Source organism: Serratia sp. NPDC078593 (assembly GCF_050268245.1).
GTDB lineage: Bacteria > Pseudomonadota > Gammaproteobacteria > Enterobacterales > Enterobacteriaceae > JBNNGK01.
Window position 1 is genome coordinate 152,318 of record NZ_JBNNGK010000001.1, and the last position, 25,715, is coordinate 178,032.

Here is a 25,715-nt window from a genome sequence, read left to right on the forward strand (position 1 = left end):
CAGAATCAGGGCGCAATTAAGCTGTGCGCCCGTCCGGACTTTACTTACTTTATAAAGCAATAAGGGTTCCGGTCTTACCTTCAATCCCCTCTTTAGCCTTATCAAGTAATGTTATCAGCGACTTACGCCCCGGTTTGGAGGCGGCAAATGCTAAGGCTGCCTCAACTTTTGGTAACATTGAACCTGCTGCAAACTGATGTTGTTCTATCAACCGCCTGACGTCATCCACGTTCAAACGATCAAGCCATTGTTGTTGCGGTTTACCAAAGTTGATCGCCACCTTTTCTACCGCAGTTAAAATGATCAGCAGATCGGCATCAATTTGTTCCGCCAATCGAGCACTCGCCCAGTCTTTATCAATCACCGCACCGGCCCCCTTCAGATGATGGCCGTGCTCTATCACTGGGATCCCGCCACCACCACAGGTAATCACCACCTGCCCCGCGTCCAGTAACGCCTTCACCGTATCTTTTTCCACAATCGAGACAGGCTTAGGTGAAGCAACCACCCGACGATAGCCACGGCCGGCATCCTCAATCAGATTGAAGCCTTTCTGCCGCAACAGTTTTGCGTCTTCAGCGCTGAAAAATGAACCTATCGGTTTCGTCGGGTTGGCAAACGCCGGATCGGCTTCATCAACGGTGACTTGGGTTATCAACGTCGCCACTGGCTTATGTAAACCACGCGCCAGCAATTCCTCCCGCAAAGCATTTTGTAGATCATAACCGATATATCCTTGGCTCAACGCGACGCATACCGACATCGGTAACATTGGCGTATGCGCATCACTTTTTGCTGCAATTTCAAAAGCCTGATTGATCATTCCTACCTGTGGGCCATTACCGTGCGTCACAACGACTTCATGTCCTTGTTCAATCAATTCAGCCACGGCTTTAGCCGTCGTTTTCACTGCGGTCATCTGTTCAGGTAATCCCTCCCCTAACGCATTACCACCTAACGCTAAAACAATTCTTTGCTTGGCCATGTTCATTCCTTTTCTTGATAATTAAATGGCTGACGAGCGATAAAGCGCCCCTGCCCTGCCCGTCCGGTAAACTTGCCCTCGCGCGCGACCACATTACCGCGTGATAGTGTCATAACCGGAGCACCCTGGCAGACCATTCCCTCATAAGGCGAATAGTCGGCATTATCGTGTAAATATTGATGCTGGATGGTGACAACCCGATTGGGATCGAAGAGAACTAGGTCAGCATCAGCACCCGGTAATAGGCTACCTTTACGTGGCCATAGGCCGAACAACTGTGCAGGACGAGTACTGGTGAGTTGAACAAAACGCGAAGCAGAAATTCGCCCCCGCATGACGCCTTCAGAAAATAACAGCTGTAGACGATTTTCAACGCCAGGTAAGCCATTGGGGCAATGAGAAAAGTTATTAGCGCCCATTGCGATGCGTTGTTTATAGGGAAAGCTGCAATGATCGGTAGCCACGGTATCAATGGAACCGTCGGCGATCCCTACCCATAACCGATCGAGCTCCGATCGCCCACGCAGCGGTGGGCTGAGAATATATTTCAAACCATCCTCTTGCAGATAACGCTGCTCATCCAACAACAAATATTGCGGGCATGTTTCAACCCAAACCGGATGACCAGCGCGTTTGGCTAAACGTACATATTCCAACCCCAACCCATTAGAAAGATGCACAATATACAGCGGCACATTACCTGCCAACTGCGCCAAATTGATCATTCGGCCTATCGCTTCAGCCTCACATTCCAGTGGTCGGCTACGGGCATGGTATATCGGTGCCGTCTTACCCGCGGCCAGCAGTTCCGACTTACGCAAAGCTATCGCTGCGTCATTCTCAGGATGAACCGTCGCCAACGCGCCGACCTGTTGTAGCCGTTGTAACGCAAGCAGCACCTGATCATCCGGCAGTTTATATTGATATGTCAGATACAACTTGAAACTACTGATGCCTTCTTCATGCACCATACTGTGCATTTCTTGCAGGATGTCTTGATTAACATGTTGGATCACCCCGTGAAAGCTGTAATCAATAGCTGCCATATCACGGGCATAGCCATGGTAAACCGCCAACTGGTGATGCAACGAACAACCCGCGGGTCCAAATCCCATATGATCAATGATGCTCGTTGTGCCGCCGCATGCGGCGGCGCGCGTGCCGGTAAAAAAATCATCACAACTACAAGCCTTACCAACATCAATATTAAAATGGGTATGCACGTCTACACCGCCCGGCATCACATACAACCCTTTAGCCTCAATGATTTCCGTATCTGCCGCCACTGATAGCTGCGAACCAACCCGAACTATTTTTCCATTTTCAATCAACAGATCCTGGCGATACTCTCCCTGGGCATCCACCAGCACGCCACCTTTAATAAGTTGCCCCATCATCGCTCCTTAGAAACCGCCGGACGCATCGCCGGCGGTAGGCCAAATTGATACTCCAAGTCATTGGCGTTACATCAAAACGTAAAGAAGCGACCAGCCGATCATCGATAAATTGGAACGACCCGGTTCCCCAATGGAAACCAAAGGCTCATTACGCCGATAAGCCCATCTTGAACACGCGTTTCGGATGGGCAGACACAATTTATGTCGATGCAGCGTCAACCATGAAATGAAGAGTAGATTCAGCTATTGCCCTAACTGTTGCAGATAGACCAGTGGAATAGCGGCATACATTGCTGCACAGGTAACGAGGTGCTCTTTCCACGTTTTTTCGTTCGGCGCATGCGCCTCTGGTTCTTTACCTGGGCCAAAACCGATGACCGGTATCCCGTGACGCCCCATAATAGAAACGCCGTTGGTGGAGAAGGTCCACTTATCAACGACCGGCGGTTTGTTAAACAGGTTTTCATATGCCTGGCTTAACGTTTTCACGGTGATATGATCTTGTTCCACTTTCCAGGTGGGGAAATAACATTCGGTGGGGTAAACCAACCCGGTATAAGCAGGCCGATCGTAGCTATACATCGACACCTCAGCCTTGGCTGCTTGCACCGCAGGCAACGCGCGAATCTCTTCCAGCGCCCCTTCCCAAGTTTCCCCCCATGTCAGACGACGGTCGATTGATACCGCACAGCTGTCCGCTACCGCGCAGCGACTCGGTGAGGTAAAGAAAATCTCCGATACCGTTAACGTCCCTTTCCCCAGAAACTCATCATTACCAAGACGGGTAGCGAGTTGTTGAAGCTCACCCAAAATAGGCCCCATTTTGAAGATGGCGTTATCACCACGCTCGGGTGCAGAGCCATGGCAGCTTACGCCTTGGACATCGATACGAATCTCCATGCGGCCACGGTGTCCACGATAGATCTGACAGTCTGTAGGTTCGGTACTGACAACAAATTCTGGCCTGATGTTGGATTGTTCAATGATGTACTGCCAACACAGGCCGTCACAATCTTCTTCCTGCACCGTGCCTGTCACCAGCAGCGTATACTGATCTTCCAACCCCAAATCTTTGATGATCTTACCGGCATAGACCATCGACGCCATGCCGCCTTCCTGATCCGACGCACCACGTCCACCAATAATGTCGTCATCTTCCATGCCTTGGTAAGGATCAAAATTCCAGTTTTTAAGGTTGCCAACGCCAACCGTATCAATATGTGCATCCATGCCGATCAGATGCGGGCCATGACCGATATAGCCTAAGATATTGCCCATGGGATCGATTTCCACTTTATCAAAACCCACTTTGAGCATTTCTTCTTTTATCCGCAGAACCACGCGCTTCTCATCACAGCTTTCGCTTGGAATCGCAATCATGTCGCGTAAAAACGCGGTCATATCAGCTTTATACTGCTGAGCTTTCTCTAAAATCATTGCAAAAGGCACATGCTTGGCCATTTTTACTCTCCTGTAACGGGTTTAATTTCCTAAAAACTTAGCGCTCACTGTGCCGCTGGGTATTTACCGCCCCACACCACATCACGATAGTGTGCAACGTCGGTATCCCCTTCGGTGCTGAGCAACAACACCACGGAATCGCTATCAAGTTTCAGTTGCTGACGCAGCTGTTGCCGCCTTGGGTGATAATGCACTGCGGCCAGCACCCCCAGCCCCACCGCCCCGGACTCGCCGGAAATGATGCGAGGATCGTCGCCGAGCGGATTACCCAACACCCGCATGCCCAGCGCGGAAACGGCATCCTCGCAAGAGATAAATTGATGCACGCAATGACGCAGCAGCGGCCATCCCAACGGGTTAGGTTCACCACAGGCCAGGCCTGCCATGATGGTCGCCATACTGCCGCCGACGTTGACCATTTCCCCTTTTACGCCCGAACGGTACAAACAATCGGCTAGATCAGGTTCGACTAAAATAGAGTGCAGCTGCTGAGCGCCATAACAATCCACTAGATAGCCCAACACACCTGCCGCCATCGCCCCTACGCCACATTGCAGTAGCACATGCGTGGGTGCCGGCAAATCTGCCTGTTGAATTTGCTCGACAACCTCATCCGCCAGCGTTGAATAACCCTGCATGATCCACGTAGGTATTTGGGTGTACCCCTCCCACGCGGTGTCTTGCACGATAACCCAGCCATTCTCAGTGGCGTTTTTCATCGTTAAACGCACGGTGTCGTCATAATTCATCTCCGTCACGATGCATTCCGCGCCCAAAGCACGTATATGCTCAACGCGCTCGCAAGCCGACCCTTTCGGCATGTATACAACGGCATTTTGCCCAAGTTGTTGGGCTGCCCATGCCACGCCCCGCCCATGGTTACCATCCGTGGTGGTGGCAAACGTCATGGGCTGTTTAATGGCCTTCTTCAACGTGGTGAATGAACTGGAGGAAAGATCTAATTGATATTGTTGGCACAGCAGACGTGCAATGGCGTAAGCGCCACCTAGCATTTTGAAAGCGTTGAGCCCAAAGCGTTTGGACTCATCTTTGACCAAAATTTTGCGTACGCCAAATTGGTTCGCTAAGGCATCTAACTCACACAATGGCGTCGGTTGGTATCCTGTTAACTGACAATGAAACGCGCGGGCTTTTTTAGCTTCCGCGCACGAAAACACAGTTGAGCCTTCGCCGGTAAAAAAGCGATTCTCAGCAATATCCATTTTTAATGCGTATTCAGACATATCGACCTCACAGGGAGGAAAGGTGACCGATTGATGGCGGTCACCAGAAAGGAACGAGCGGTTCTAGTCGATCCGCGATCACCTGCCATGTAAACTATTTGACGCGTTTCTGTCCTTCTTTTAGCAACTGCGCCAAAATTGCACCGGGTTGAGCATATTTACGCGCCAGAATCATCGCGGCGATGATGTAGGGCTTCCAACTCGCTTCCTTATAAGTGGCAATGCGGTATTTCTCGAATACCGTTTCAGTAACCTCACCTTCCTGACAGGACACGCCTGAAATATCTGCTGGCAAGCAGTGCATATACAGCGCCTCACCGCCTTTGGTGAGAGCCATCATCTCTTCAGTACAGTGCCAATCCTTATGTTTAGCGTTTTGCGCCAGGCAATGTTGCTCCAGCGAGCGTAAACCGTCATGGTCATTTTGGCGCAGCAGCTCGGTGCGCTGCTCCATGACTTGATACGGTGCCCACGATTTCGGATAAACGATATCGGCGTCTTTAAATGCTGCAGCCATTGAATCAACCTGCCGGAAACTGCCGCCGGATGCCTCCGCATTACGCCGCGCCACCTCCACGACGTCCGGGATCAAGTCGTAACCTTGCGGGTGTGCCAGCGTGACGTCCATGCCGAAACGTGTCATCAGGCCGATAATGCCCTGCGGCACCGAAAGTGGCTTGCCGTAGCTTGGAGAATAGGCCCACGTCATGGCGATCTTTTTACCTTTGAGGTTTTCCAGACTGCCAAAGTGCTCCTGTAGCCATGCCAAATCAGCCATCGCCTGTGTTGGGTGATCGATATCACACTGCAAATTGATCAACGCTGGCCGATGGGGTAACACCCCCTGCTGCACGCCATCATCCAGCGCGGCACCGACTTCACGCATATAAGCATTACCTGCGCCGAGGAACATATCGTCACGAATACCGATAGCATCAGCACAGAATGAGATCATATTGGCGGTTTCACGCACGGTTTCACCATGTGCGATCTGCGACTTGCCCTCATCCAAATCCTGTTGCGCTAATCCGAGCAAATTAAGAGCCGATGCATATGAAAAACGAGTACGCGTTGAGTTATCACGGAAAACGGAAATGCCTAACCCACTGTTGAACACCTTGGTCGCTATGTTTTCTGCCCGTAGCGTTTTCAACGCCTCTGCAATGGACAACACCTGCTCCAACTCCTGCGTGCTTTGTTCCCACGTGAGTAAGAAGTCTTTACTGTGCAATTCAGATTTCAATCCATTGATTCGCTTAATCAGCTCATTTACCGTATTCATTTTTCCCAATCCTCAAGAAGTGTTATTTCTTCCGGCATTTTTTACCGGCTGATACTTATTGAGGATTCAATATTTATGCCATAAGTAGCTGCTTATCGTGCTCTGGAGAAAAAAAGATGAATTTATGCGACCAGCACCGCAAATTTATCGAATAGAGAAGATGAATCTCGTCATAAATTTAGCAAGTCATGATTAAATAGCTTTCTCTATAAAATTTATAAAAAGTGATTACGTTAATTTCTTGTTAAATACCCATATTACTAAACCAAATTGATACAATATTTGCGGAAAATTATCACAATGAGAAATTCGCATGATATTTACAGTCGTCCATGCCGAAATGCTATCAATAAAATTAAATATTTCCGTTATCTCAACATCTATTTATTCCCGTTTAGGAATACTCTCCTGATATCCCATTCTGCTGTGGAAGGTTGCCAGTATGAACATTGTCAAACCCCAGTCACTTTTGATGCAAATCCAACCCACCATTTTAAAATTTACCAAGATGCTGGCCAGCGTATTACAACTTGAGGTCGAAATTGTTGATGCCGCATTAACGCGGGTCTCCGGTACAGGGCCATATAGCCACACTCTGGGGCATAGCCCCAATGCCAATACCCATCTGTTGCGCTATGTGATAGAAAGCAAAAAAGAAAAGGTCGTAATTCAGTCACATCAGGATCCACTTTGCGAGCGATGTAACTGCCGTGAAAGCTGTACGGAACAGGCTTTCCTCGGTATACCCATCGTCGTCGATAATCAGTGCATTGGGGTCATCAGTCTGGTTGCCTTTACGCAAGCACAACAGGATAAAATTAAAAATAATGTCCAGATGCTGTCCGACTATATTCGTCATATCTCCACTATTTTTGTCGCTAAATTGGTTGAATCATCAGCCACAGAAGAAAACTTTAATAATGTATTAGTTTCATTAATAGAAAATATGGATCAGGGAGTATTAGTTCTCAACAAAGATAATGTCATCACATTGAGTAACGGTTCAGCGCAGAAACAATTGGAGATAGAGGGAGAAAATCTCAATAACATTGAGATTAGCATTAACCCGCTAACACAGTTACAAAATTATAACTGTGGCCATGTTCAATACATCATTAACATTAATCATAGACAGATGCTGATTACCGGCCAATTGCACAATATCCAAGGGCACAGGTTGTTTTTAATGGCGTTTCATCAATCACATATGGCACTGGATGATGGGTTTATTTCAGGCGAGCCGGATATTGATCAGTTAATCGGTAAGTCTAAACCGATGCGCCAATTGAAACAGCTTATTACGCGTATCGCACCCGGTGGCTCCAGCGTCTTAATCGTCGGTGAAAGCGGCACAGGAAAAGAAGTTGTTGCCCGCGCTATCCACCGCTTAAGTCTACGTAACGACAAACCCTTTATTGCTATTAACTGTGCCGCCATTCCCGAACAACTATTAGAGAGTGAGTTGTTCGGTTACGTCAAAGGGGCGTTCACCGGTGCTTCCAATAATGGCAAAGTCGGTTTGATACAATCAGCCAACAGCGGCACGCTGTTTTTAGATGAAATTGGCGATATGCCAATTATGCTGCAGGCAAAACTGCTGCGCGCGATTGAATCGCGGGAAGTACTACCAATCGGCGCAAGTAAACCTATCCCTGTCGATATTCGCATTATTTCCGCTACAAATCAGAATATTGAGCAGTATATCTCTGAAGGGAAATTTCGCGAGGACCTTTATTATCGCCTTAATGTGATTCCAATCAATCTGGCACCGCTGCGTGAACGTCAAGGAGACATTGAGTTGCTAATTAATTTCTTTCTTAACCTACATACACGCCGCATGGGTTGTGTTTATCCCGGTATGGCACCAGACGTGTTGAACCTATTAAAATCTTATCGCTGGCCTGGTAACGTACGCGAACTCAGTAACCTGATGGAATACCTGATTAATATCGTACCCAGCGGGGAAGTGATTTATCGCGATTTACTGCCCCCCAACCTGATAGCCAGCTCTCAGAACATCGTCTCAATAGCGACATCTGCCGACTTGCTCGAAGAGAGCGCCAGTGATAGCAGCACGAGCGCCAGTTTGGAGATTATGGAAAAACAGCTCATCGAAGAAGCCTTGCTACGCCAACCAAACAAAAAGCTTGCAGCAGAAGAGTTAGGCATCGGCGTTGCCACCCTTTATCGCAAAATAAAGAAATACGCGCTAAATAACTAACCTGCCAACGCGGTCGTAGGACAGCGTAATTGTTGGTATTGCTGTGGGGTATCAATATCCAGATGAATTGCCTGATTCCCCACATCTAAAAAGCGATAATCCTGCTGTCCAATCACCTGCTTCATGGTTATTTCGGGCGCCGCAGTGATAATTCGAGGTATGATTGATGCTGGCAATAATACTGGATGCCCTTTGCCCTGATAGCAACGTGGAATCAACGTGAACTCCCCCTTTTCTTGCCAAAGCGCGGCATAAACCCAATCACTGACACAGGGCATATCCCCCAAAGCCAGAAAGAAATGCTTACCGCGTACGTACTGCACACCGGTCTGAATTGAAGAAAACATCCCAGACCGATAATCGGCATTCTGAACCACTTGCACTTGGCTCTGTTGGCAATAACGATCGGCCAATTCGTCACCGCGAAACCCACCGACTAAAATCACTCGATGGCAAAACCCAAGCGCGTTTGCGATGGCGTTATCGAGGATGGTGCTGTCTGCGTAAGGCAGCATCATTTTCCACTTTCCCATACGGGTCGACATACCTGCCGCCAGCATCACACATTCAATTTGTCGCATGGCTACCTCCTTGCCCTTAGAGTCCCCCAGTGGCAATAGCTGGGGGTTAATACTCGTTATACTTGAGGCTAAATAAACCTTGGGGGCGCTATCCCATCGAATCACCTCATCTGAGCCATCCGTTAGAATCTTGCACTTTCTGGTCGGCTAATGGGCCAACGCAAATCAGTTGGCCCCATTAGTGACGTCCTTATTCCCTGGTGTCGCGCCAATTATTTGTACATAACGTTTCTTACCGTGCTTTCAGAACGGCTTTTATCGATTTGATAATCGGCTGGTAACCGGTGCAGCGACACAGGTTGCCCTCAAGCGCTTCATGAATATCCTCATCTTTTGGTTGCGGATTACTATCCAATAACGCCTTGGTACTGAGTAACACCCCCGGCGTACAAAAACCGCACTGCACACCGCCATGCGCAACGAATGCGTTTTGCAATTTCTTACCAACCGGATCATGCTGCAGCGCTTCGATAGTGGTGATTTCTGCACCATGGCATTGGGCCGTTAGCAATAAGCACGAACACACCGATTTGCCATTCATAATGACGGTACACGCACCACACTCCCCGACAGAACACCCTTCTTTAGTGCCCGTCAGTTCCAAATTATCCCGCAGGAAATCCAACAGGCGCAGGTTGCCATCAACGTCTGCACTTACTGTAATGCCATTAACTTTCATTGTGATAGTCGCCATTTACTTCACTCCCTCGGCGTGTGTGTTACGCACATCATTCATCATTTGGCGGAACATATTGAGGAATACCGGCATTTTGTAAGCCGCCGACCAGCGATTACCGATCGCCTGCTGCATTTGTTCAGCCAAGATATCCGCCGCCTTGCCGATAGTTTCGTCAGTCAGGCGTTGCCCTAACAGGCAATCTTCTATTGCCAACAAACGCTGCGGCTTACTAAACAAAGCCCCATCCACCAGACGACAGAAATCCACGCGGCCATCAGCGGTTAACGCGGCTCTACAGCTCAGGCTTTGGCGCGTAATATTCAGCGCATTACGGCGACCGAGTTGTGCATAATGATGCTGCATCGGACGATTATCTACGGCGGGCAGGACTACCTTCACCACTAACTCATCAGCGGCCAACTGAGTTTTATAGCCAGCAACGATAAATTCGCTGAGCGGCATGCGTCGTTTACCCTGTAGGCTGTGTAACTCTACCTGCGCATCGTGAATAACCAGCGGTGGCACCGAGTCCGCGCACGGTGCCGCATTAACGATGTTCCCTCCTAACGTCGCGCGGTTACGCAGTTGAAGCGAGCCAATTGTTTTACAAGCGGTTACCAGTAATGGATAGGATTTTTTTACGCGTTGATCTGCAATAATATCGCTAAAGCAAACACCAGCGCCTATATGCAACTCTCCGCCCTGTTGTTCAATGCGTTTCAGTTCGTCGAGATTAGCGATATTCACTAGCCGTTGCGGCGTCGTTTTCATTCGCGCCTGTACCAAAACGTCGGTGCCACCAGCAATTGCCATACTGTCTGGCTTGGCCAGTAACTCTAGCGCTTGCTGCAATGTCGCGGGTGAATCGACACTCAACGTATTGAGGCGCAGAACCTGCTTTTTATCGCTTTCAGCCACTAGCGCTTCACTTTGACGTACGGGTTTTTTCAAGTTGTAACCCAAATACACCTGTTCTAGCGTTAACGGAATCCGGTGATTGGCATTGCCCATCGCAAAATTCAATGCGTTGTTAGCCGCCGCGGCCGCCAGCTCCAAGACGGGCTCACCAATCACTTTGGCACCATACGGGCCATGAATATCGTTATTTTCTACCGCGATTACATCTACATGCGGCATATCTTTAATGGTCGGGAGCAGGTAGGTGTCGAAATTCTCCGATTTCACCCTACCATTTTCGATATTGAAGTCTTCCAGCAACGCATAACCCAGCCCTTGCAGTACACCGCCGTACACCTGCCCCTCAAAACCGACTTTGTTGATTACTTTGCCGACATCATGCGCCGCAGTGACGTTATTCACGGTGATTTTGCCCGTGTTGGTGTCCACTTGGAGATCGACCACTTGACAGCCATACACCCAAGTGAAATAGGGGCTACCACAGCCTTTTTCTTCATCCCAGTGAATCGGTGGTGCCACGTGCCAACCGTAATCCGACAAGTTACCGCCTGCATTGTGCGTCAGCGTCACCGCCTCTTGCATACTGACACTAAATTGCGGTTGAAGCCGGTTACTGATGAAGCCATTTTGCCAGCTCGTCTCTTCGAGTTGATCGGTATGCAACCGCTCGGCCAACGCTTCCACCATGCGTTTTTTGATTTTCCCTGCGGCATTGAGAATCGCCTGCCCCCCCATCAGCGTACCGCGCGATGAGACGGTGGAACCGCCATCGGCAATCATCGATGACGGCGGTTCGTTAAAGGTGATCCACTCCAGCGGCACACCAAACGCCTCAGCAGCAATCAGCGACATACTGGTCTGCAAGCCTTGGCCGTTTTCTGATACGGAGGTAGAAATATTAATGCTGCCGTCACCGTTAACCTGTACCAATGCTGAAGAGGCATCCATCCCCTCAGCGCCTAGCGAACAGCCGCGATGGCTTACCGCCAGCCCAATACCGTAACGAATCGCCCCACCAGCCGCGTTCAATTGCTGATAGTGTTGGCATTTTGCCTCGAACTCCGCTTTAGCCGTCGCCTTCAGCAGCACCTCTTCAGCAGAAACAACGTGATCGCTCAGCGTCTGACCGGCCATGCTGATATCCCCCTGCCGCAAAATATTGCGGCGGCGAACCTCGACCGGGGAAAGGTTGAAATAACGGGCGACCTCATCCATCAGGGATTCATTGGCGAAAATCACCTGTGGCGCACCGAACCCGCGGAAAGCCGAGGTATAGCTGTTATTGGTGGCCACTGCCGCAATATCAATACGTACGTTAGCGATGTTATACGGCCCCGCCGCCTGCACCACACTGCGCCAAGTGACAAACGGTGAAGAGGCGGTATATCCGCCGCTATCTGCCAGGATATCAATCTTGATCGCCTGTATTTTTGCGTTGTCATCCAGACCAATCTTGTAGTGCATACGATACGGATGGCGCTTGCAGCTTTCGCGGATTGATTGTTCACGGTTATAGGTAAACTTGATCGGTTTGCCGGTCATCAGCGCCAGCAACCCTGCACGGCAGGCTAAGTGGTCTATCACGTCATCCTTACCGCCGAAAGAGCCACCTAATACCGCACGTTTTACATTAACCCGCGACTGCGGTAGCGCAAGAAAGGTTGAGACAAAACTACGCACCCGATGCGCATTCTGTACCGAGCCGGTGATCGTTAACCCCGGTTCGTTTGGGTCGGGATAGACAATGATAGATTCCGGTTCAATGTAGGCATGTTCCTGATAACCAACCTCATATTCGCGCTCAATGACGTGGCTAGAGGCGGCAAACCCGGCTTCAATATCCCCTTTCACCGTATGGTGCTTAACGGCGATATTGCTGTCGGTATCACGATGAACCAGCCGCGCGCCCGGCTTGATCGCTTCATTTATATCGGTGATAGGGACATAGGGTTGGTATTCAATATCAATGCATTCCGCAGCCTGGCAGGCCGCCTCATAGCTGGTTGCGGCGATCACGGCGACAACGTCACCATGAAAGAACACTTCATCATTCACGATCGGCAAATAATCTTGAACCACGATACCAATTTTCGGTGTGCCAGGAATGTCTTTGTAGGTCGCGATCTTAACCACACCGGGCACCTGCTCAGCTCGGCTGAGATCCAGCCGCAGAATTTTACCGGCGGGAATATCCGCATAGCGACAAACGCCGTACAGCATGTTCTTCACTTTGATATCGTCACCGTACAATGCTGACCCAGTCACCTTGGCATGACCATCGACGCGTGGCACCGACGTCCCCACAGTGTTTGTTTCCATGTTGTTCTCCGTAAACGGGATAGCAGAAGGTGTGCTTCCAGGGTTGAGATAAAGTTCAGATGAACATTACCCACAAAGAAGCAATGGTTATGCCAGCAACGGATTTACCGGCGGGTTAAGTTCAACTTTGTGATCGCTCGCGAAAAACCAGCAGGTTTTATCCCTGTAGAGCGTGTGGGCAGCGTAAAAAAAGAGAACCAAATTATCAGCTTGATAATCCGGATTTTCAGATTGAGAAAATTTCTGACAGGGGGGCGTTCAGAAATGACGCAGCCCCTTTCCGAGATAGCGGAAAAATGTGACATGCACCGCAACGATGACACGTCGCCAAGCGAAATCAGACACCTAGCATGCAGTTTGCATAGCCCTGCCCACACCCGTCATTTGTCTGCAGGGATGAAGATATGAATCAGTTTGTCATCGCCGACGCTAAATCCTGTATCGGCTGCCGCGCCTGCGAGGTCGCCTGCGTGATGGCTCATCACCACGGCCAATATCCACAGCGGCGGGAAGCATTTGTCCCGTGCATTACGGTAGTAAAAACCGCGACATTGCGCAGCGCAATCCTCTGCCGCCACTGCGACGATGCGCCCTGCGTTCGTGTGTGCCCAACCACCGCCCTAACGCGTGCAGACAACCGCATCGAGTTAAACGAAACGCATTGCATCGGTTGCAAAAACTGTGTCGTTGCCTGTCCATTCGGCGCTATCGGCATGGTGCCCCAAGACCACGGTGCCGTCGCCCACAAATGCGATCTGTGCGCCAGTAATGATGAAGAGGGACAAGCTTGCGTTAACGCCTGTCCGACGCAGGCATTACATCTAATCAACGATGCCGCCCTCCATCGCACTCGTCACAACAAACAACAGCGCTGTGCCGGTGGTCGTCAGCCTACGGAAACAGCCTCGCCTGTATTGCCGCCGCTCTTGGCCTCGGCATTGCAACAACCCCGTAGCGACGCCATCAAGATACCTATCGAACAACGCAAAACCGGTTTTCACGAAATTTATCGCCGCTTCACTCCTGACTGCGTCACTCAACAAGGGCAACGCTGTCTTACCTGTAGTAAACACGCCTTCTGCGAATGGACTTGCCCGCTGCACAACGACATTCCGCAACTGTTGAAGTTAGCGCGCGAAGGGCGAATTATGGAAGCGGTTGAGCTTTCTCATCGCACCAGCAGTTTGCCAGAAGTCTGCGGCCGTGTTTGCCCTCAGGATAGACTCTGCGAAGGGGCCTGTACGTTAGATGAGCATGGCGCCGTGACCGTGGGCAATATTGAGCGCTACATTACAGATACCGCGCTAGAAATGGGCTGGCAACCCGATCTCAGCCAAGTGACGCCCCGCCCGTATCGCGTCGCGGTCGTCGGCGCAGGCCCCGCCGGATTGGGCTGTGCCGACGTGTTGGCGCGCCACGGCGTAAAAGCCGTGGTGTTCGATCGTCATCCTGAAATCGGCGGGCTGCTGACTTTCGGCATCCCCGCCTTCAAGCTGGAAAAAACCGTACTGATCCGCCGGCGTGAAATTTTCGCCGCAATGGGTATTGAGTTCCGCCTCAACGTTGAGATTGGTAAACACCTATCGCTGGGCGAACTGTTGGCAGATTTCGACGCGGTGTTCCTCGGCGTGGGGACGTATCAATCCATGAAGGCGGGTCTGGACAACGAAGATGTTCCCGGCGTCTATGACGCATTACCTTTTCTGATCGCTAACACCAAACATTTAATGGGTCTACCACCGTTAGCAGAAGAACCTTTTGTCGATATGGCCGGTAAACGCGTTGTGGTGCTCGGCGGCGGCGATACCGCGATGGACTGCTTACGCACCTCGGTTCGCCACGGAGCCAGTAAGGTCATCTGTGCCTACCGTCGCGATGAGAAAAACATGCCAGGCTCGAAGAAGGAAGTAAAAAACGCACGTGAAGAAGGCGTCGAGTTCATGTTCAACGTGCAACCGCTCAGTATTGAGTTAACGCCTCAAGGTGCCGTCGCCGGTATACGGCTGGTGCGTACGGAAATGGGTGAAGCTGATGCAAACGGCCGCCGTCGGCCACAACCGGTAGCCGGTTCCGAATTCTTACTGGAGGCCGATGCCATCATTATGGCGTTTGGCTTTCGCCCTCATCCCATGCCTTGGTTGGCACCGCAACGTGTCAGGCAGGATGATTGGGGGCTAATTGTTGCACCAAACCAAGGGAAATACCCGTATCAAACCAGCCATCCTCGCATCTTTGCCGGCGGCGATGCGGTACGCGGAGCCGATCTGGTGGTTACCGCCATTGCCGATGGCCGCCAGGCGGCATTGAGCATTATCAACGTACTGGAGACCAACGCGTCAGCCACGCACGCAGCCCAATGGGAGGGGCAAGCATGATGAACCAATTTATCTTCGCCGAAGCGGAAAAATGCATTGGTTGCCGCACCTGCGAAATCGCCTGTGCGTTGGCGCACAGCAACGGTGAACTACAATCACACACCTTTTCGCCCCGGCTGCAGGTCGTCAGAACATTCAGCGTTAGCGTGCCCGTCGTGTGCCGACAGTGTGAAAATGCCCCTTGCGCCAGCGTATGTCCACATGACGCGATCGTACGCAGCGACGGCTATTGGGAAGTGATTCAATCCCGTTGTATTGGCTGTAAAAGCTGTGTTGTCGCCTGCCCTTTTGGTGCCATTGACGTGGTGTTAGCGGCGGATAATGAATTATCGCAGACGCGTATCGACAGTGAGGCGCATAAGTGTGATCTATGCCATGGGCAAAGTGCGGGTCCTGCCTGTATTCGTGTCTGCCCGACTCAGGCGTTAACGTTGGTTAAAGCTCGCGATTTACAACGTGCAGTTGCCGATAAACAACACAGAACCGCCAGCAACGACGCCGGTATTCACGGCCTCTAGGTGCTAAAAGGAGAATTCTGAAATGGAAAAAATACTCACGGTATGCCCTTACTGCGGCTCCGGCTGCAAACTTAATTTGCTGGTGGAAAACGGTCGGATAGTCGGCGCTGAAGGTGCCAACGGCGTCACCAATCAAGGTGAATTATGCCTAAAAGGCTATTACGGCTGGGACTTCCTGAATGATACCCAACTGCTAACACCTCGCTTACGCCAACCAATGATTCGCCGCCAACGGGGCGGCGCGCTAGAACCCGTCAGTTGGGAAGAGGCTATTCGCTACACCAGCGAACGGATGGCGGCTATCAAGGCACAGCATGGCGCTCAATCGATCATGGTAACCGGCTCGTCACGCGGGCCAGGCAATGAAACCAATTATCTGATGCAAAAATTCGTTCGTGCCGTGTTGGGCAGCAACAATATCGACTGCTGCGCACGGGTGTGCCACGGCCCTTCTGTCGCCGGTTTACAGGCGACGTTGGGTAACGGTGCCATGAGCAATTCAATAGCAGAGATCGAAAACAGCGACTGTTTGCTGATCTTTGGCTACAACGCGGCCGATTCACACCCGATCGTCGCCAGACGTATCCTAAAAGCCAAACAAAACGGCGCCAAAATTATTGTTTGCGATCCACGTCATATTGAAACCGCCCGTCTCGCCGATCTCTGGCTGCCGCTGCGTAACGGTAGCAACATGGCACTGGTTAACGGTTTAGCGCACGTGATCATTGAGGAAGGCTTATACGATCGTCAGTTCGTCGCGCAGCATACCGAAGGATTTGAGGCGTTTCGCTGCATCGTTTCACGCTACACGCCTCAGTATGTATCTGAGATTACCGGCCTGCCAGCACAACAAATTCGTGATGCCGCGGTGATGTACGCCAACGCCAGCAATGCCACTCTGCTGTGGGGCATGGGCGTCACGCAGTGGGGGCAAGGCGTCGAGGTGGTCAAAGGCCTTGCCGGATTAGCACTGTTAACCGGTAATCTGGGGCGGCCAAACGTGGGTGTCGGGCCAGTACGTGGGCAAAATAACGTTCAAGGTGCCTGTGATATGGGTGCTTTACCGAATACCTTCCCCGGTTATCAATCGGTGAGCGACGAAGCCGTGCGGGAAAAATTCGCGGCAACCTGGGGAGTGCCGGCTCTGAGTGGCGAAATCGGCTGCGCCATCACCGACGTACCCCATAAGGCACTTAATGGTGAGTTGAAAGCCTATTACATCATGGGCGAAGATCCGTTACAGACCGAGCCGGATCTTTCCCTCATGCGCCAGGCATTTAATGAACTGGAACTGATCGTCGTCCAGGATATTTTTATGACGAAAACCGCCGCCATGGCAGACGTTATCCTACCGGCGACCTCATGGGGGGAACACGAAGGCGTCTATACCAGCGCCGATCGCGGTTTCCAACACTTTGCCAAAGCCGTTGAGCCACAAGGCGACGTCAAGACTGACTGGCAGATCATCAGTTTGCTGTCGAGTGCGCTCGGGTATCCGATGCATTACGATAATACCGAACAAATCTGGGACGAAATGCGGGCACTATGCCCACTCTTTGCCGGTGCCAGTTACGACAAATTGGCAGGCTTTGGCTATGTGCAATGGCCATGCCCTGACGAGCCCCACCCCGGTACCTCTTATCTGTATCACGGTAATCAATTTTCCCGCCCCGGTGGCAAAGCCTTGCTATGCACCAGTGAATGGTTGCCGCCACAGGAAAAAACCGACCAAGAGTTTCCCTTCGTATTGTGTACGGTACGCGAAGTGGGGCATTACAGCTGTCGCTCGATGACCGGCAATTGTAGCGCGCTGCAAACGCTGGCTGACGAGCCGGGTTATGTGCAGATTAACCCTCAAGATGCCGAAGCCGTTGGTATCGAAGATCAACAGCTGGTGTGGGTGGCTTCACGCCGTGGCAAAGTCATCAGCCGCGCGGCGCTAAGCGAACGCATCAACCGGGGTGCCGTTTACATGACTTACCAATGGTGGATTGGCGCATGTAACGAATTGACTTTGGATCATCTGGATCCCATTTCAAAAACGCCGGAGTACAAACACTGTGCCGTGCATCTGCTACCGATTATCGATCAGGAAGGTGCTGAAAGTTATGTGAAAACGGAGTATCAAGCGCTGAAAAACCGGCTGAAAAGTGCAGCGTTAGCCTAGTCTGACTCCGCACAGGTTGGCCACCTGTGCGGATTAGTGAGGTTTATGCGCCGATGACGCCCCCGTCTTCACGGGTAATCATTAACACCGAAGAACGTGGGCGCGGGCTATTATTCGGGAAGTGTGAATCGCCTTCTTCGCCAGGATGCTGAACGTTAACGAACATCGTTTTATAATCCGGCGTAAAGGTAATTCCGGTCAGTTCACAGGATTTTGGCCCCACCATAAAGCGGCGAATCTCTCCGCTTTGCGGATCGCCCACCAACATCTGATTATTCCCTTGCCCTTGATAATCGCCCTTATTGCTATACTTGCCATCGGTCAAGATCCACAGCCGTCCAGCATGGTCAAATCCCAAACCATCAGGGCTGTTAAAGGTGTTTTCTTCTGTGATATTCGGCGTGCCGCGATTCACACCTTGTGGATAGGCGATCGGGTTGCCGCAAAGGGCATAAATGTCCCAAGAGAAGTTTTCTGCCGCCGCATCGCCTCCCTCATCCCAACGAATGATTTGGCCATAAACATTTTTCGGCCGCGGATTAGCGGCATTCAATGGCATGCCTTCTTCGCCACGTTTACTGTTGTTAGTCAAGGTGCAGTAGGCACGCCCATCGTGCGGGTTAACAGCGATCCATTCTGGTCGATCCATTTTGGTTGCCCCCACCTGCGCCGCTGCTTTACGGGCAAAGATCAGCACTTCTGCTGCATCACGGAAGCCATTCTCCGGCGTCAGACCATTTTTGCCGAATTCCAGTGCAATCCAACGTCCCGTGCCTTTTAGCGGCGTGCCGTTGGCGTCGCCGTCAAATTGAGCAACATAAAGCATACCGTCATCAAGCAGTCCGCGATTGTTCGCAGGATTGGCGATATCGACTTTCCCTTTCGATACGTATTTATAGATATGCTCACCACGTTCATCATCGCCCATATACACCACTAAACGACCATCTTTTGCGACCGTCACCGCCGCATTTTCATGTTTGAAACGGCCCAGCGCGGTATGTTTGATCGGCGTCGAAGTGGGGTTCATCGGATCAATCTCAACGATCCAACCGTGGCGATTGAATTCATTGGGATTTTTTCCTACATCAAAACGGGCGTCAAAATCAGACCAGTTACGTTCTGGTTTGCTTGGATCCAGCGTATAGCGTTGTTGTTCAGGTGTGGTTTTATAGTCCGCCTGCTGGGTGCCAAAATAGGTATCGTAGTTTTCCTCACACGTCAGGTAAGTCCCCCACGGCGTTTTACCATTCGCACAGTTGCCGAAGGTGCCTAAAACCTTACGGCCAGAAGGATCGGCTGCGGTTTGCAACAGCGGGTGCCCTGCTGCCGGGCCACTAAATTGCATTTCAGTATTTGCGGTAATACGGCGATTATAACGGGAAGGGCGCTCCACTTCCCAACGCTGGCTATCGCCAATACGTTTCACCGCAACAATCGACACGCCGTGCGCCGCCTGGGATTTACGCACATCCTCCAGATTGATGGCTTTATCGCCGCCGTGGGCGAACAGATATTGCTCGTTAACGTATTCGTTGTTGATTGCCATCACGCCGTGATGCTCGTCAATCGGGAAGAAGCTCATGCCATCATTGTTGTCACCAAACTGTTTCTCTTGCTCGGCAGCGCTGTTTCCGCCATGCGGATCAAAGGCAACGGCCCCCTCAACCAACGGATCGCCCCATGAAATCAGTACGTCGGCTCGATAACCGGGCGCGATCGCCACTTCATCGGCGGTCGAGGCCGCAATTCCTTTGAAACCCAGCAGTTTATTGACCGGTAAGTTCTCGGCCAGCGCTTGCGTTGAAACACTCAAAATGCCACCACCGAGGAATCCTGCCAAGCCAACGGCACCCGCACTGCCCAATAGCAGCTTACGGCGAGTGGGGTCGATCAGACGATCGGCATTGAGTTGCTCAATTTTATTGGTCATGATTTTAGCTTCCTGTTAGACATCGCCACGAATAATGTTCACCAGAGTTGCCGAGGCGCTCAAAGTTGGGCTTCATACTAATCAGGAAGTGTGACGAAAATGTTACAAATTTAATCGATGAGAGAATTAAGGCGAGAGAAACAGCAAGGGCGCAATTGCTTGCGCCCTACAGACGGTAGACAAAACGTGTTATTAGACAGAACACGGGTCGTGGTGGCGTAAGCCCGCGCAGCGCCCCTCGTTATGCCAGACTCAGGTCGCTCGTGCCATCAGACGATGAACGTCATTGGCATTGTCATAACCCCCGCGGACATCAAAGCCGCGTGAAATCTGCGACCGTTTAGCGACGTTCTAAAATCTCAAAGCAGTAGCTGTGCGAGTTCTGCTCATCTGCATCATGAAATTCACTGAACGATGTTTCCCACTCATCCGGCTCGTAGTCGGGAAAATGGGTATCGCCACCGATTTCAGCATCTATATGCGTCAAGTACATGCGATTGGCGCGTGCCAAAAATTGAGTGTAAATACGCCCACCGCCCATCACCATCACTTCGGCCACATCACCGGCAGCCGCCAAAGCCTCATCCAATGAGCTGACCCAAGTTACGCCGGTTTCACTGCCCGGCCGACTACTCAAAACGATGTTATGGCGGCCGGGCAACGGGCGACCGATTGATTCAAAGGTTTTACGGCCCATAATGACCGGCTTATTCAACGTGTTACGTTTGAACCACGCCAAATCTGCCGGGAGGTGCCACGGCATGGTATTTTCCATACCGATTACACGATCTGCCGCCAAGGCAGCGATCAGGCTGATAATCATTGTTTAACCCTGTGTATGCCCAATAGATGTCAAGTTGCAGGCAGGCGGCAACTGAATGAACCCACGGAAGCTTGGCCTACCCAATGACCGGAGTGGCAAATCTGCACTAGCAGATTTGATCGCGGTTTGCAGCGCCCCGCAGGGGAGAGGCCCACGGATGAGCCTGTTACTAAAGCCACCCCACACCCCGGCAACGTGAAAGAAGGAGAGTGAGGGTAGCAAGATGGGTGACACTATACGTAAAGCCCTATCAGCCGTCGATAGGGCAAACAAGCAATATGAATATATAAGACAGCTCTTATCAGAGCAGCTAATAATTACCATTAATAAGCTAAACGCTCGGACGCTTGCGATACAGCCATAAACCGGGCAGAGACAGGCCGATCGACAAGGCGCCAACAATAAAACATGCCTTAAGAAAGTTAGTCACCATCACCGCCATTAACGCTTCGTTATAACCAAGGTGCGAGATCTCCACCACCGACAGCATGGCCGTATACGCGGGAATACCGGGGAACATCGGGATCACCGCCGCCACGGTAAACACTTTTGGATGGGCCAATAACCAACGTGACCAATATATGCCAATAATACCTATCAGGATTGCAGCCAGAAACGATGCCCATTCAATATTCAGCCCACCAGACATCATTAACATCCGCGAACCGTGGCCAATCGCACCAAGCAATGCGCAATAACGTAGCGCCCGCGAGGGCACATTAAATACCATGGCAAACCCCAGTGCGGGCACCGCAGCTAACAACATGTCCTGTAATAACGCCCAGAGTAAATTCATGACCACCCCTGCAGATCCCATAACGACATCGCCATCACGACTCCAATACAGGTAGCCAGCGTCAGCAAGCTCGCCATCGCCCAACGAGCCAGCCCAGTATTAACGTGGCCTTTGAACATATCGGCTACTGCATTAATCAGCGGAAAACCAGGCACCAACAGCAATACGCTGGCCGCCATGGCCACACTGGCGGTCTGGCTAAAGATCGGCAAGCGCAACAGTAAACCGGATACCGAAGTCGCAACGAACGCCGTCAGGCAGAAGTTAATCAATGGATTCATGTGTCGTGCGGTCAACACCTGCCGTACGAACATCGCCAGTCCACTGGCGACAAAGGTGACGGCAAAGGCATCAGGTTCCCCGCCGTTGAGCATACTGAAACAGCCGCAAGACAGCGCCACCATCAGCACCACTAACCAACGCGGATAACGCAGCGGGCGGATTTTATCGAAGCGTTTCGCTACCTCATGCACATCCGCAATACGGTGCTCAGCCAAAATAACAATGTGCTGCACTTCAGTGACTATTTGCATATTTATGCCCCGATCGGCATTCTTGCGTGTGGTGGTCAGGCAGGCGCCGTGACTGATAGTCGTCAGTACCACCGCGTTGGCAGAAATTGAGCTTTCCACGCTATCCATACCCAACGCTAGCCCGAGCCGCGTTGACAGTTGTTCAACCACCATACTTTCCGCCCCGTGCTGTAACAGCAGTAATGCACATTGAATACACAGCCGGGTGATTTCTCGTTGTTGCCGGTTAGCTTCCGGCAGCGTTGCTTGCTGTTTCATACCGCACCGTACTTCGCCCTGAATGAATGTTCATCATATTGCTTAATATGCCTGCAATGGATTGATGCGCATCAGGGTCAGCGACGTTATTATCAGCGTCATGACGTATTTTTATTGGGATTGTGACCATGCTTGAAACCTCGCTGTTTGTGGCCGGGATCGCCACCTTGGGAATGCTATCGCCGGGGCCGGACTTTTTCTTGGTGATCAAGAATGCCGCCCGTTATCAACGTTTGGCTGCCATGATGACGGCACTTGGCGTGATTTGCGGCGTCGCGACCCATATGTCGTATTGCGTTGCCGGGCTGGCGGTAGTGATTACCACCACGCCTTGGCTGTTTAACTTATTAAAATACGCCGGGGCGATATACCTTATTTGGGTCGGCATTCAGGCATTGCTGTCGCGGGGTGGCAGTAAAATGAACGTCAGTACGCTATCGCCGCAGCAGACCAGCCTGAAAAGTGCCTTCGTACAGGGCTACCTGTGTAATTTATTGAACCCAAAAGCCACGCTGTTCTTCTTAGCGGTGTTCACCCAGGTATTACAGATCGATTCCGGGATTAACGAAAAGCTGTGGTATGCGGGGATTATTCTTGGCCTGTCGATGATGTGGTGGCCTGCGCTGGTTCTACTGATTCAGAGCGGGCCAATGCGGCGCGGTCTGGAAAAAACGCAAAAAATTGTCGATAAACTACTGGGCGGGATGCTCATTGCCTTGGGCATTAAAGTCGCCCTCAGTTAAGCCAACGCTCAGGGGGCGGCAAAACAATGCCGCCCCTCTCCTCACGATTGACGCGTTACCCTTTGGTGGCCACGCTGTCTTCCTCCGGTGCTTTGCCATCAATACTGCCACGCCAACCGGTCTGCTGCTCGCGCACCAGCCGCGTTTGATCCTGTTCGATAGCATTGCTGAGCATTTCCTTCGCCCGCTGCAAGGTGGCGATACGGAATTCGGTATCCTCGTAATTTTCCATCATTGCTTCCAGCATTTGCCGGTTATAACGGCGGAAAGTATCCGCTTTTTCCCGCGCTTCATAGGCGTCTAGCCCAAGCAGTTCCAGCGTTTTTCGGCCAACCCGCAGCGAACTTTCGAACGTTTCACGCTCTGAGCTTTCCACCCCCAACTGACGCAGTTGATACCAGTGATCCACGTCGCGGGCTCGCGCCACGATCTTAAGATGCGGAAAGTGGTGTTTCGCCAACTCAGTCAATTGCAGGTTAGCGTCAACGTCATCAATCGCATTGATCAACACACTGGCATGTTGCGCCCCGGCCGCTTCCAGTAGATCAACGCGAGTCGCATCACCATAGAACACTTTGGTGCCAAATTTACGCAATGTTTCGATGTGGTCGGGATCGTGATCTAATATCACCGCGTGAACATCGTTAGCCAACAGTAAACGACCGGCTATCTGCCCAAAACGACCAAAACCGGCGATGATCACGCTGGCATTCTCATCATCAATCACATCGGCCGGGCGTTCATCTCTCGGCGCACTTTTCGCCAGTCGGGCGGCGATAACTAACAGCAACGGCGTCGCGGCCATAGACAGTGCCACCGCTAAAGTCAGTGATTTCGCCCAATCCTGCGGCAACACGCCCGACATTTGCGCGGCACCGAAAATCACAAACGCAAATTCACTCCCTTGTCCAAGCAAGATGGCAAACAGCCCGCGCTGACGCTTTGGCACGCCCAACACCGGCGCAACCAGCCATAACATCGCGGCTTTCAACAACATGAAGCCCAGTAACAATGAGGCGATCAACAACGGGTGGCTAAACAAGGTGCCAAAATCAATCGACATGCCAACACCGATGAAAAACAGACCGAGCAATAATCCCTTAAACGGCTGGATATCGCTTTCTAGCGCATGACGGTATTCGGAACTGGCCAACAGCACACCCGCAAGGAATGCCCCCATCGCCATCGATAACCCGGCCATTTCCAGCAAAATACCGAAGCCGAATACCAAAAACAGCGCCACGGCACTAAAGACTTCGCGCATACCGGAGCGCGCAACAAAATGCAGCAGCGGCCGCGTGACATAGCGACCCAGTAATACCACCAGCGCCAATGCCCCAACCACTTTCGCCGCTGACAGTGCGAACGCGCCTGCCGTGGTTTCCGCCCCACTGTTGGCCAACAGCGGGATCATCGCCACCAGCGGAATCGCAGCAATATCCTGGAACAGCAACACCGCAAACGCGCTACGGCCAACCGGTGAAGACGTCAGGTTGCGTTCACTCATTGCCTGCATGGCAATCGCGGTGGAAGAAAGCGCCAGCGTCAGGCCAATCAAGAGCGCTACTTTCCAATCCAGCCCCAGGAAGTAACAAAAGGCGCTCAATACCAGGCCACAACAGCTCATTTGTAACCCGCCGCCGCCAAACACCGAGGCTCGCAGCGTCCAAAGCCGTTTCGGATCGAGTTCCAAGCCGATGATAAACAGCATCAGCACCACGCCAATTTCAGCGAAGGTCAGAATGGATTCCGCATCCGATACCAGCTTCAATCCCCACGGGCCAATAATACAACCGGCGATCAAATAGCCCAGTACCGACCCCAAGCCCAGACGCACCGCAATCGGCACCAGCAACCCGGCCGATCCCAAATAGATCAGGCCTTCAATCATCATGCCGTGATTATCCATTTTCGGCTCCCTGCGCCAGCGGCTGTTCAGCGTTGATCAGATAGTGCATTAACCGGTGGCGATAGGCTTCTCCAGCCGCCTGCAGTGCCGCTTCATCACAGGTGAAGGTATTATGCACGGCAAAATAGGGCTGCCAGTTCATTCCACAGTAAATCGCCGTTGCCTGTAACGGCTGCGCTAATACGGCGAAGTCAGGATAATCACCCAGCTCAAAATGATGCCGATCGCCGCCACTGGTTACCGCCCACAGACAATCTTTACCCACCAAGGCGTTACCGTCGTGGCCGTAGGCCCAGCCGTGTTCCAGCACTTTATCGATCCATAATTTCAGCAACGGCGGCAAGCTGTACCACTGCATCGGATGCTGTAACACCACCAGTTTGGCTCGCGCCAGTGCCTGCTGTTCCGCATGAATATCAATATTAAAGTCGGGATAAAGTTCGTATAGCGATCGAACTTCAACCTCAGGAATATCCTTCACCGCCTGCAATAAGCACTGATTAGCATGAGAGTGTCGAGGATAAGGGTGGGCGTAGATTATCAGAATCATGCGTTGCTCATTGTTGCAAACGG

At 51.5% G+C, this 25,715-nt stretch carries 19 protein-coding genes; 5 read left to right on the plus strand and 14 right to left on the minus strand.

Annotation, left to right across the window (positions count from 1 at the left end):
- Positions 1 to 49 precede the first annotated feature (49 nt).
- From arcC to ygeW, 5 genes are all read right to left on the minus strand, one after another.
- The gene (arcC, locus tag ACQKDS_RS00665) at positions 50 to 985 is read right to left on the minus strand and encodes a carbamate kinase (RefSeq protein ID WP_399664789.1); all 936 of its coding nucleotides are present in this window, start codon (positions 983 to 985) and stop codon (positions 50 to 52) included.
- Positions 986 to 987: 2 nt separating this feature from the next.
- The gene (gene hydA, locus ACQKDS_RS00670) at positions 988 to 2,379 is read right to left on the minus strand and encodes a dihydropyrimidinase (protein ID WP_399665164.1); all 1,392 of its coding nucleotides are present in this window, start codon (positions 2,377 to 2,379) and stop codon (positions 988 to 990) included.
- 246 nt (positions 2,380 to 2,625) lie between these two features.
- Positions 2,626 to 3,843, minus strand: coding sequence for a YgeY family selenium metabolism-linked hydrolase (locus tag ACQKDS_RS00675; RefSeq protein WP_399664786.1), 1,218 nt, complete (start codon positions 3,841 to 3,843; stop codon positions 2,626 to 2,628).
- A 44-nt stretch (positions 3,844 to 3,887) separates the two neighbouring features.
- Positions 3,888 to 5,087 (minus strand): diaminopropionate ammonia-lyase, encoded by a 1,200-nt coding sequence (gene dpaL / locus ACQKDS_RS00680; protein WP_399664783.1) that lies wholly within the window; start codon positions 5,085 to 5,087, stop codon positions 3,888 to 3,890.
- A gap of 94 nt (positions 5,088 to 5,181) precedes the next feature.
- Entirely contained in the window at positions 5,182 to 6,369 is a 1,188-nt protein-coding gene (gene ygeW, locus ACQKDS_RS00685) for a knotted carbamoyltransferase YgeW (protein WP_399664780.1), read from the minus strand.
- Between the two features lie 442 nt (positions 6,370 to 6,811).
- Here ygeW and ACQKDS_RS00690 point away from each other — a divergent pair, with 442 nt between their 5' ends.
- The gene (locus ACQKDS_RS00690; RefSeq protein ID WP_399664777.1) at positions 6,812 to 8,590 is read left to right on the plus strand and encodes a sigma 54-interacting transcriptional regulator; all 1,779 of its coding nucleotides are present in this window, start codon (positions 6,812 to 6,814) and stop codon (positions 8,588 to 8,590) included.
- Here ACQKDS_RS00690 and ACQKDS_RS00695 read toward each other — a convergent pair.
- The 3 genes from ACQKDS_RS00695 to ACQKDS_RS00705 form a co-directional block, all read right to left on the minus strand.
- A complete protein-coding gene (locus ACQKDS_RS00695; RefSeq protein WP_399664774.1) occupies positions 8,587 to 9,171 on the minus strand; it encodes an NTP transferase domain-containing protein in 585 nt (194 codons plus the stop codon). The genes ACQKDS_RS00690 and ACQKDS_RS00695 overlap by 4 nt on opposite strands.
- A 232-nt stretch (positions 9,172 to 9,403) precedes the next feature.
- Positions 9,404 to 9,865 (minus strand): (2Fe-2S)-binding protein, encoded by a 462-nt coding sequence (locus tag ACQKDS_RS00700; RefSeq protein WP_399664771.1) that lies wholly within the window; start codon positions 9,863 to 9,865, stop codon positions 9,404 to 9,406.
- Positions 9,866 to 13,087 (minus strand): molybdopterin cofactor-binding domain-containing protein, encoded by a 3,222-nt coding sequence (locus ACQKDS_RS00705; protein ID WP_399664769.1) that lies wholly within the window; start codon positions 13,085 to 13,087, stop codon positions 9,866 to 9,868.
- Positions 13,088 to 13,491: 404 nt separating this feature from the next.
- Between ACQKDS_RS00705 and aegA the strand changes: the two genes are divergently transcribed.
- The 3 genes from aegA to fdhF are packed head-to-tail and all read left to right on the plus strand — an operon-like array spanning position 13,492 to position 18,147.
- Positions 13,492 to 15,462, plus strand: a complete 1,971-nt coding sequence (gene aegA, locus ACQKDS_RS00710; RefSeq protein ID WP_399664766.1) for a formate-dependent uric acid utilization protein AegA — start codon at positions 13,492 to 13,494, stop codon at positions 15,460 to 15,462.
- The gene (locus tag ACQKDS_RS00715; RefSeq protein ID WP_399665162.1) at positions 15,462 to 15,980 is read left to right on the plus strand and encodes a 4Fe-4S dicluster domain-containing protein; all 519 of its coding nucleotides are present in this window, start codon (positions 15,462 to 15,464) and stop codon (positions 15,978 to 15,980) included. The genes aegA and ACQKDS_RS00715 overlap by 1 nt, the downstream gene beginning before the upstream one ends.
- A 22-nt stretch (positions 15,981 to 16,002) precedes the next feature.
- Complete coding sequence (fdhF, locus tag ACQKDS_RS00720) at positions 16,003 to 18,147, plus strand: formate dehydrogenase subunit alpha (protein WP_399664762.1); 2,145 nt, start codon at positions 16,003 to 16,005, stop codon at positions 18,145 to 18,147.
- A 43-nt stretch (positions 18,148 to 18,190) separates the two neighbouring features.
- Here fdhF and ACQKDS_RS00725 read toward each other — a convergent pair whose 3' ends face one another.
- From ACQKDS_RS00725 to ACQKDS_RS00740, 4 genes are all read right to left on the minus strand, one after another.
- The gene (locus tag ACQKDS_RS00725) at positions 18,191 to 20,080 is read right to left on the minus strand and encodes a PhoX family protein (protein ID WP_399664760.1); all 1,890 of its coding nucleotides are present in this window, start codon (positions 20,078 to 20,080) and stop codon (positions 18,191 to 18,193) included.
- A 340-nt stretch (positions 20,081 to 20,420) separates the two neighbouring features.
- Entirely contained in the window at positions 20,421 to 20,903 is a 483-nt protein-coding gene (gene folA, locus ACQKDS_RS00730) for a type 3 dihydrofolate reductase (RefSeq protein ID WP_399664757.1), read from the minus strand.
- Positions 20,904 to 21,234: 331 nt separating this feature from the next.
- Complete coding sequence (locus ACQKDS_RS00735; protein WP_399664754.1) at positions 21,235 to 21,699, minus strand: threonine/serine exporter; 465 nt, start codon at positions 21,697 to 21,699, stop codon at positions 21,235 to 21,237.
- Positions 21,696 to 22,490 carry a threonine/serine exporter ThrE family protein gene (locus tag ACQKDS_RS00740; RefSeq protein WP_399664751.1) on the minus strand — a complete coding sequence of 265 codons (795 nt, stop codon included), beginning with the start codon at positions 22,488 to 22,490 and terminating at the stop codon, positions 21,696 to 21,698. Before ACQKDS_RS00740 ends, ACQKDS_RS00735 begins: the two co-directional genes overlap by 4 nt.
- A 128-nt stretch (positions 22,491 to 22,618) precedes the next feature.
- On the opposite strand from ACQKDS_RS00740, the gene ACQKDS_RS00745 reads away from it, so the two are divergent.
- On the plus strand, positions 22,619 to 23,233 hold the full coding sequence (locus ACQKDS_RS00745) for a LysE family translocator (RefSeq protein WP_399664748.1): 615 nt from the start codon (positions 22,619 to 22,621) through the stop codon (positions 23,231 to 23,233).
- 55 nt (positions 23,234 to 23,288) lie between these two features.
- Here the strand turns inward: ACQKDS_RS00745 and kefC are convergent, their stop codons facing one another.
- Positions 23,289 to 25,142 (minus strand): glutathione-regulated potassium-efflux system protein KefC, encoded by a 1,854-nt coding sequence (gene kefC, locus ACQKDS_RS00750; RefSeq protein WP_399664746.1) that lies wholly within the window; start codon positions 25,140 to 25,142, stop codon positions 23,289 to 23,291.
- On the minus strand, positions 25,135 to 25,692 hold the full coding sequence (gene kefF / locus ACQKDS_RS00755; protein WP_399664744.1) for a glutathione-regulated potassium-efflux system oxidoreductase KefF: 558 nt from the start codon (positions 25,690 to 25,692) through the stop codon (positions 25,135 to 25,137). Before kefF ends, kefC begins: the two co-directional genes overlap by 8 nt.
- Between the last annotated feature and the right edge of the window lie 23 nt (positions 25,693 to 25,715).

Coding starts and splice junctions, on each gene's coding strand:
- arcC (WP_399664789.1), bottom strand. CDS start 985: ATGGCCAAGCAAAGAATTGTTTTAGCGTTAGGTGGTAATGCGTTAGGG.
- hydA (WP_399665164.1), bottom strand. CDS start 2,379: ATGGGGCAACTTATTAAAGGTGGCGTGCTGGTGGATGCCCAGGGAGAG.
- ACQKDS_RS00675 (WP_399664786.1), bottom strand. CDS start 3,843: ATGGCCAAGCATGTGCCTTTTGCAATGATTTTAGAGAAAGCTCAGCAG.
- dpaL (WP_399664783.1), bottom strand. CDS start 5,087: ATGTCTGAATACGCATTAAAAATGGATATTGCTGAGAATCGCTTTTTT.
- ygeW (WP_399664780.1), bottom strand. CDS start 6,369: ATGAATACGGTAAATGAGCTGATTAAGCGAATCAATGGATTGAAATCT.
- ACQKDS_RS00690 (WP_399664777.1), top strand. CDS start 6,812: ATGAACATTGTCAAACCCCAGTCACTTTTGATGCAAATCCAACCCACC.
- ACQKDS_RS00695 (WP_399664774.1), bottom strand. CDS start 9,171: ATGCGACAAATTGAATGTGTGATGCTGGCGGCAGGTATGTCGACCCGT.
- ACQKDS_RS00700 (WP_399664771.1), bottom strand. CDS start 9,865: ATGGCGACTATCACAATGAAAGTTAATGGCATTACAGTAAGTGCAGAC.
- ACQKDS_RS00705 (WP_399664769.1), bottom strand. CDS start 13,087: ATGGAAACAAACACTGTGGGGACGTCGGTGCCACGCGTCGATGGTCAT.
- aegA (WP_399664766.1), top strand. CDS start 13,492: ATGAATCAGTTTGTCATCGCCGACGCTAAATCCTGTATCGGCTGCCGC.
- ACQKDS_RS00715 (WP_399665162.1), top strand. CDS start 15,462: ATGAACCAATTTATCTTCGCCGAAGCGGAAAAATGCATTGGTTGCCGC.
- fdhF (WP_399664762.1), top strand. CDS start 16,003: ATGGAAAAAATACTCACGGTATGCCCTTACTGCGGCTCCGGCTGCAAA.
- ACQKDS_RS00725 (WP_399664760.1), bottom strand. CDS start 20,080: ATGACCAATAAAATTGAGCAACTCAATGCCGATCGTCTGATCGACCCC.
- folA (WP_399664757.1), bottom strand. CDS start 20,903: ATGATTATCAGCCTGATCGCTGCCTTGGCGGCAGATCGTGTAATCGGT.
- ACQKDS_RS00735 (WP_399664754.1), bottom strand. CDS start 21,699: ATGAATTTACTCTGGGCGTTATTACAGGACATGTTGTTAGCTGCGGTG.
- ACQKDS_RS00740 (WP_399664751.1), bottom strand. CDS start 22,490: ATGAAACAGCAAGCAACGCTGCCGGAAGCTAACCGGCAACAACGAGAA.
- ACQKDS_RS00745 (WP_399664748.1), top strand. CDS start 22,619: ATGCTTGAAACCTCGCTGTTTGTGGCCGGGATCGCCACCTTGGGAATG.
- kefC (WP_399664746.1), bottom strand. CDS start 25,142: ATGGATAATCACGGCATGATGATTGAAGGCCTGATCTATTTGGGATCG.
- kefF (WP_399664744.1), bottom strand. CDS start 25,692: ATGATTCTGATAATCTACGCCCACCCTTATCCTCGACACTCTCATGCT.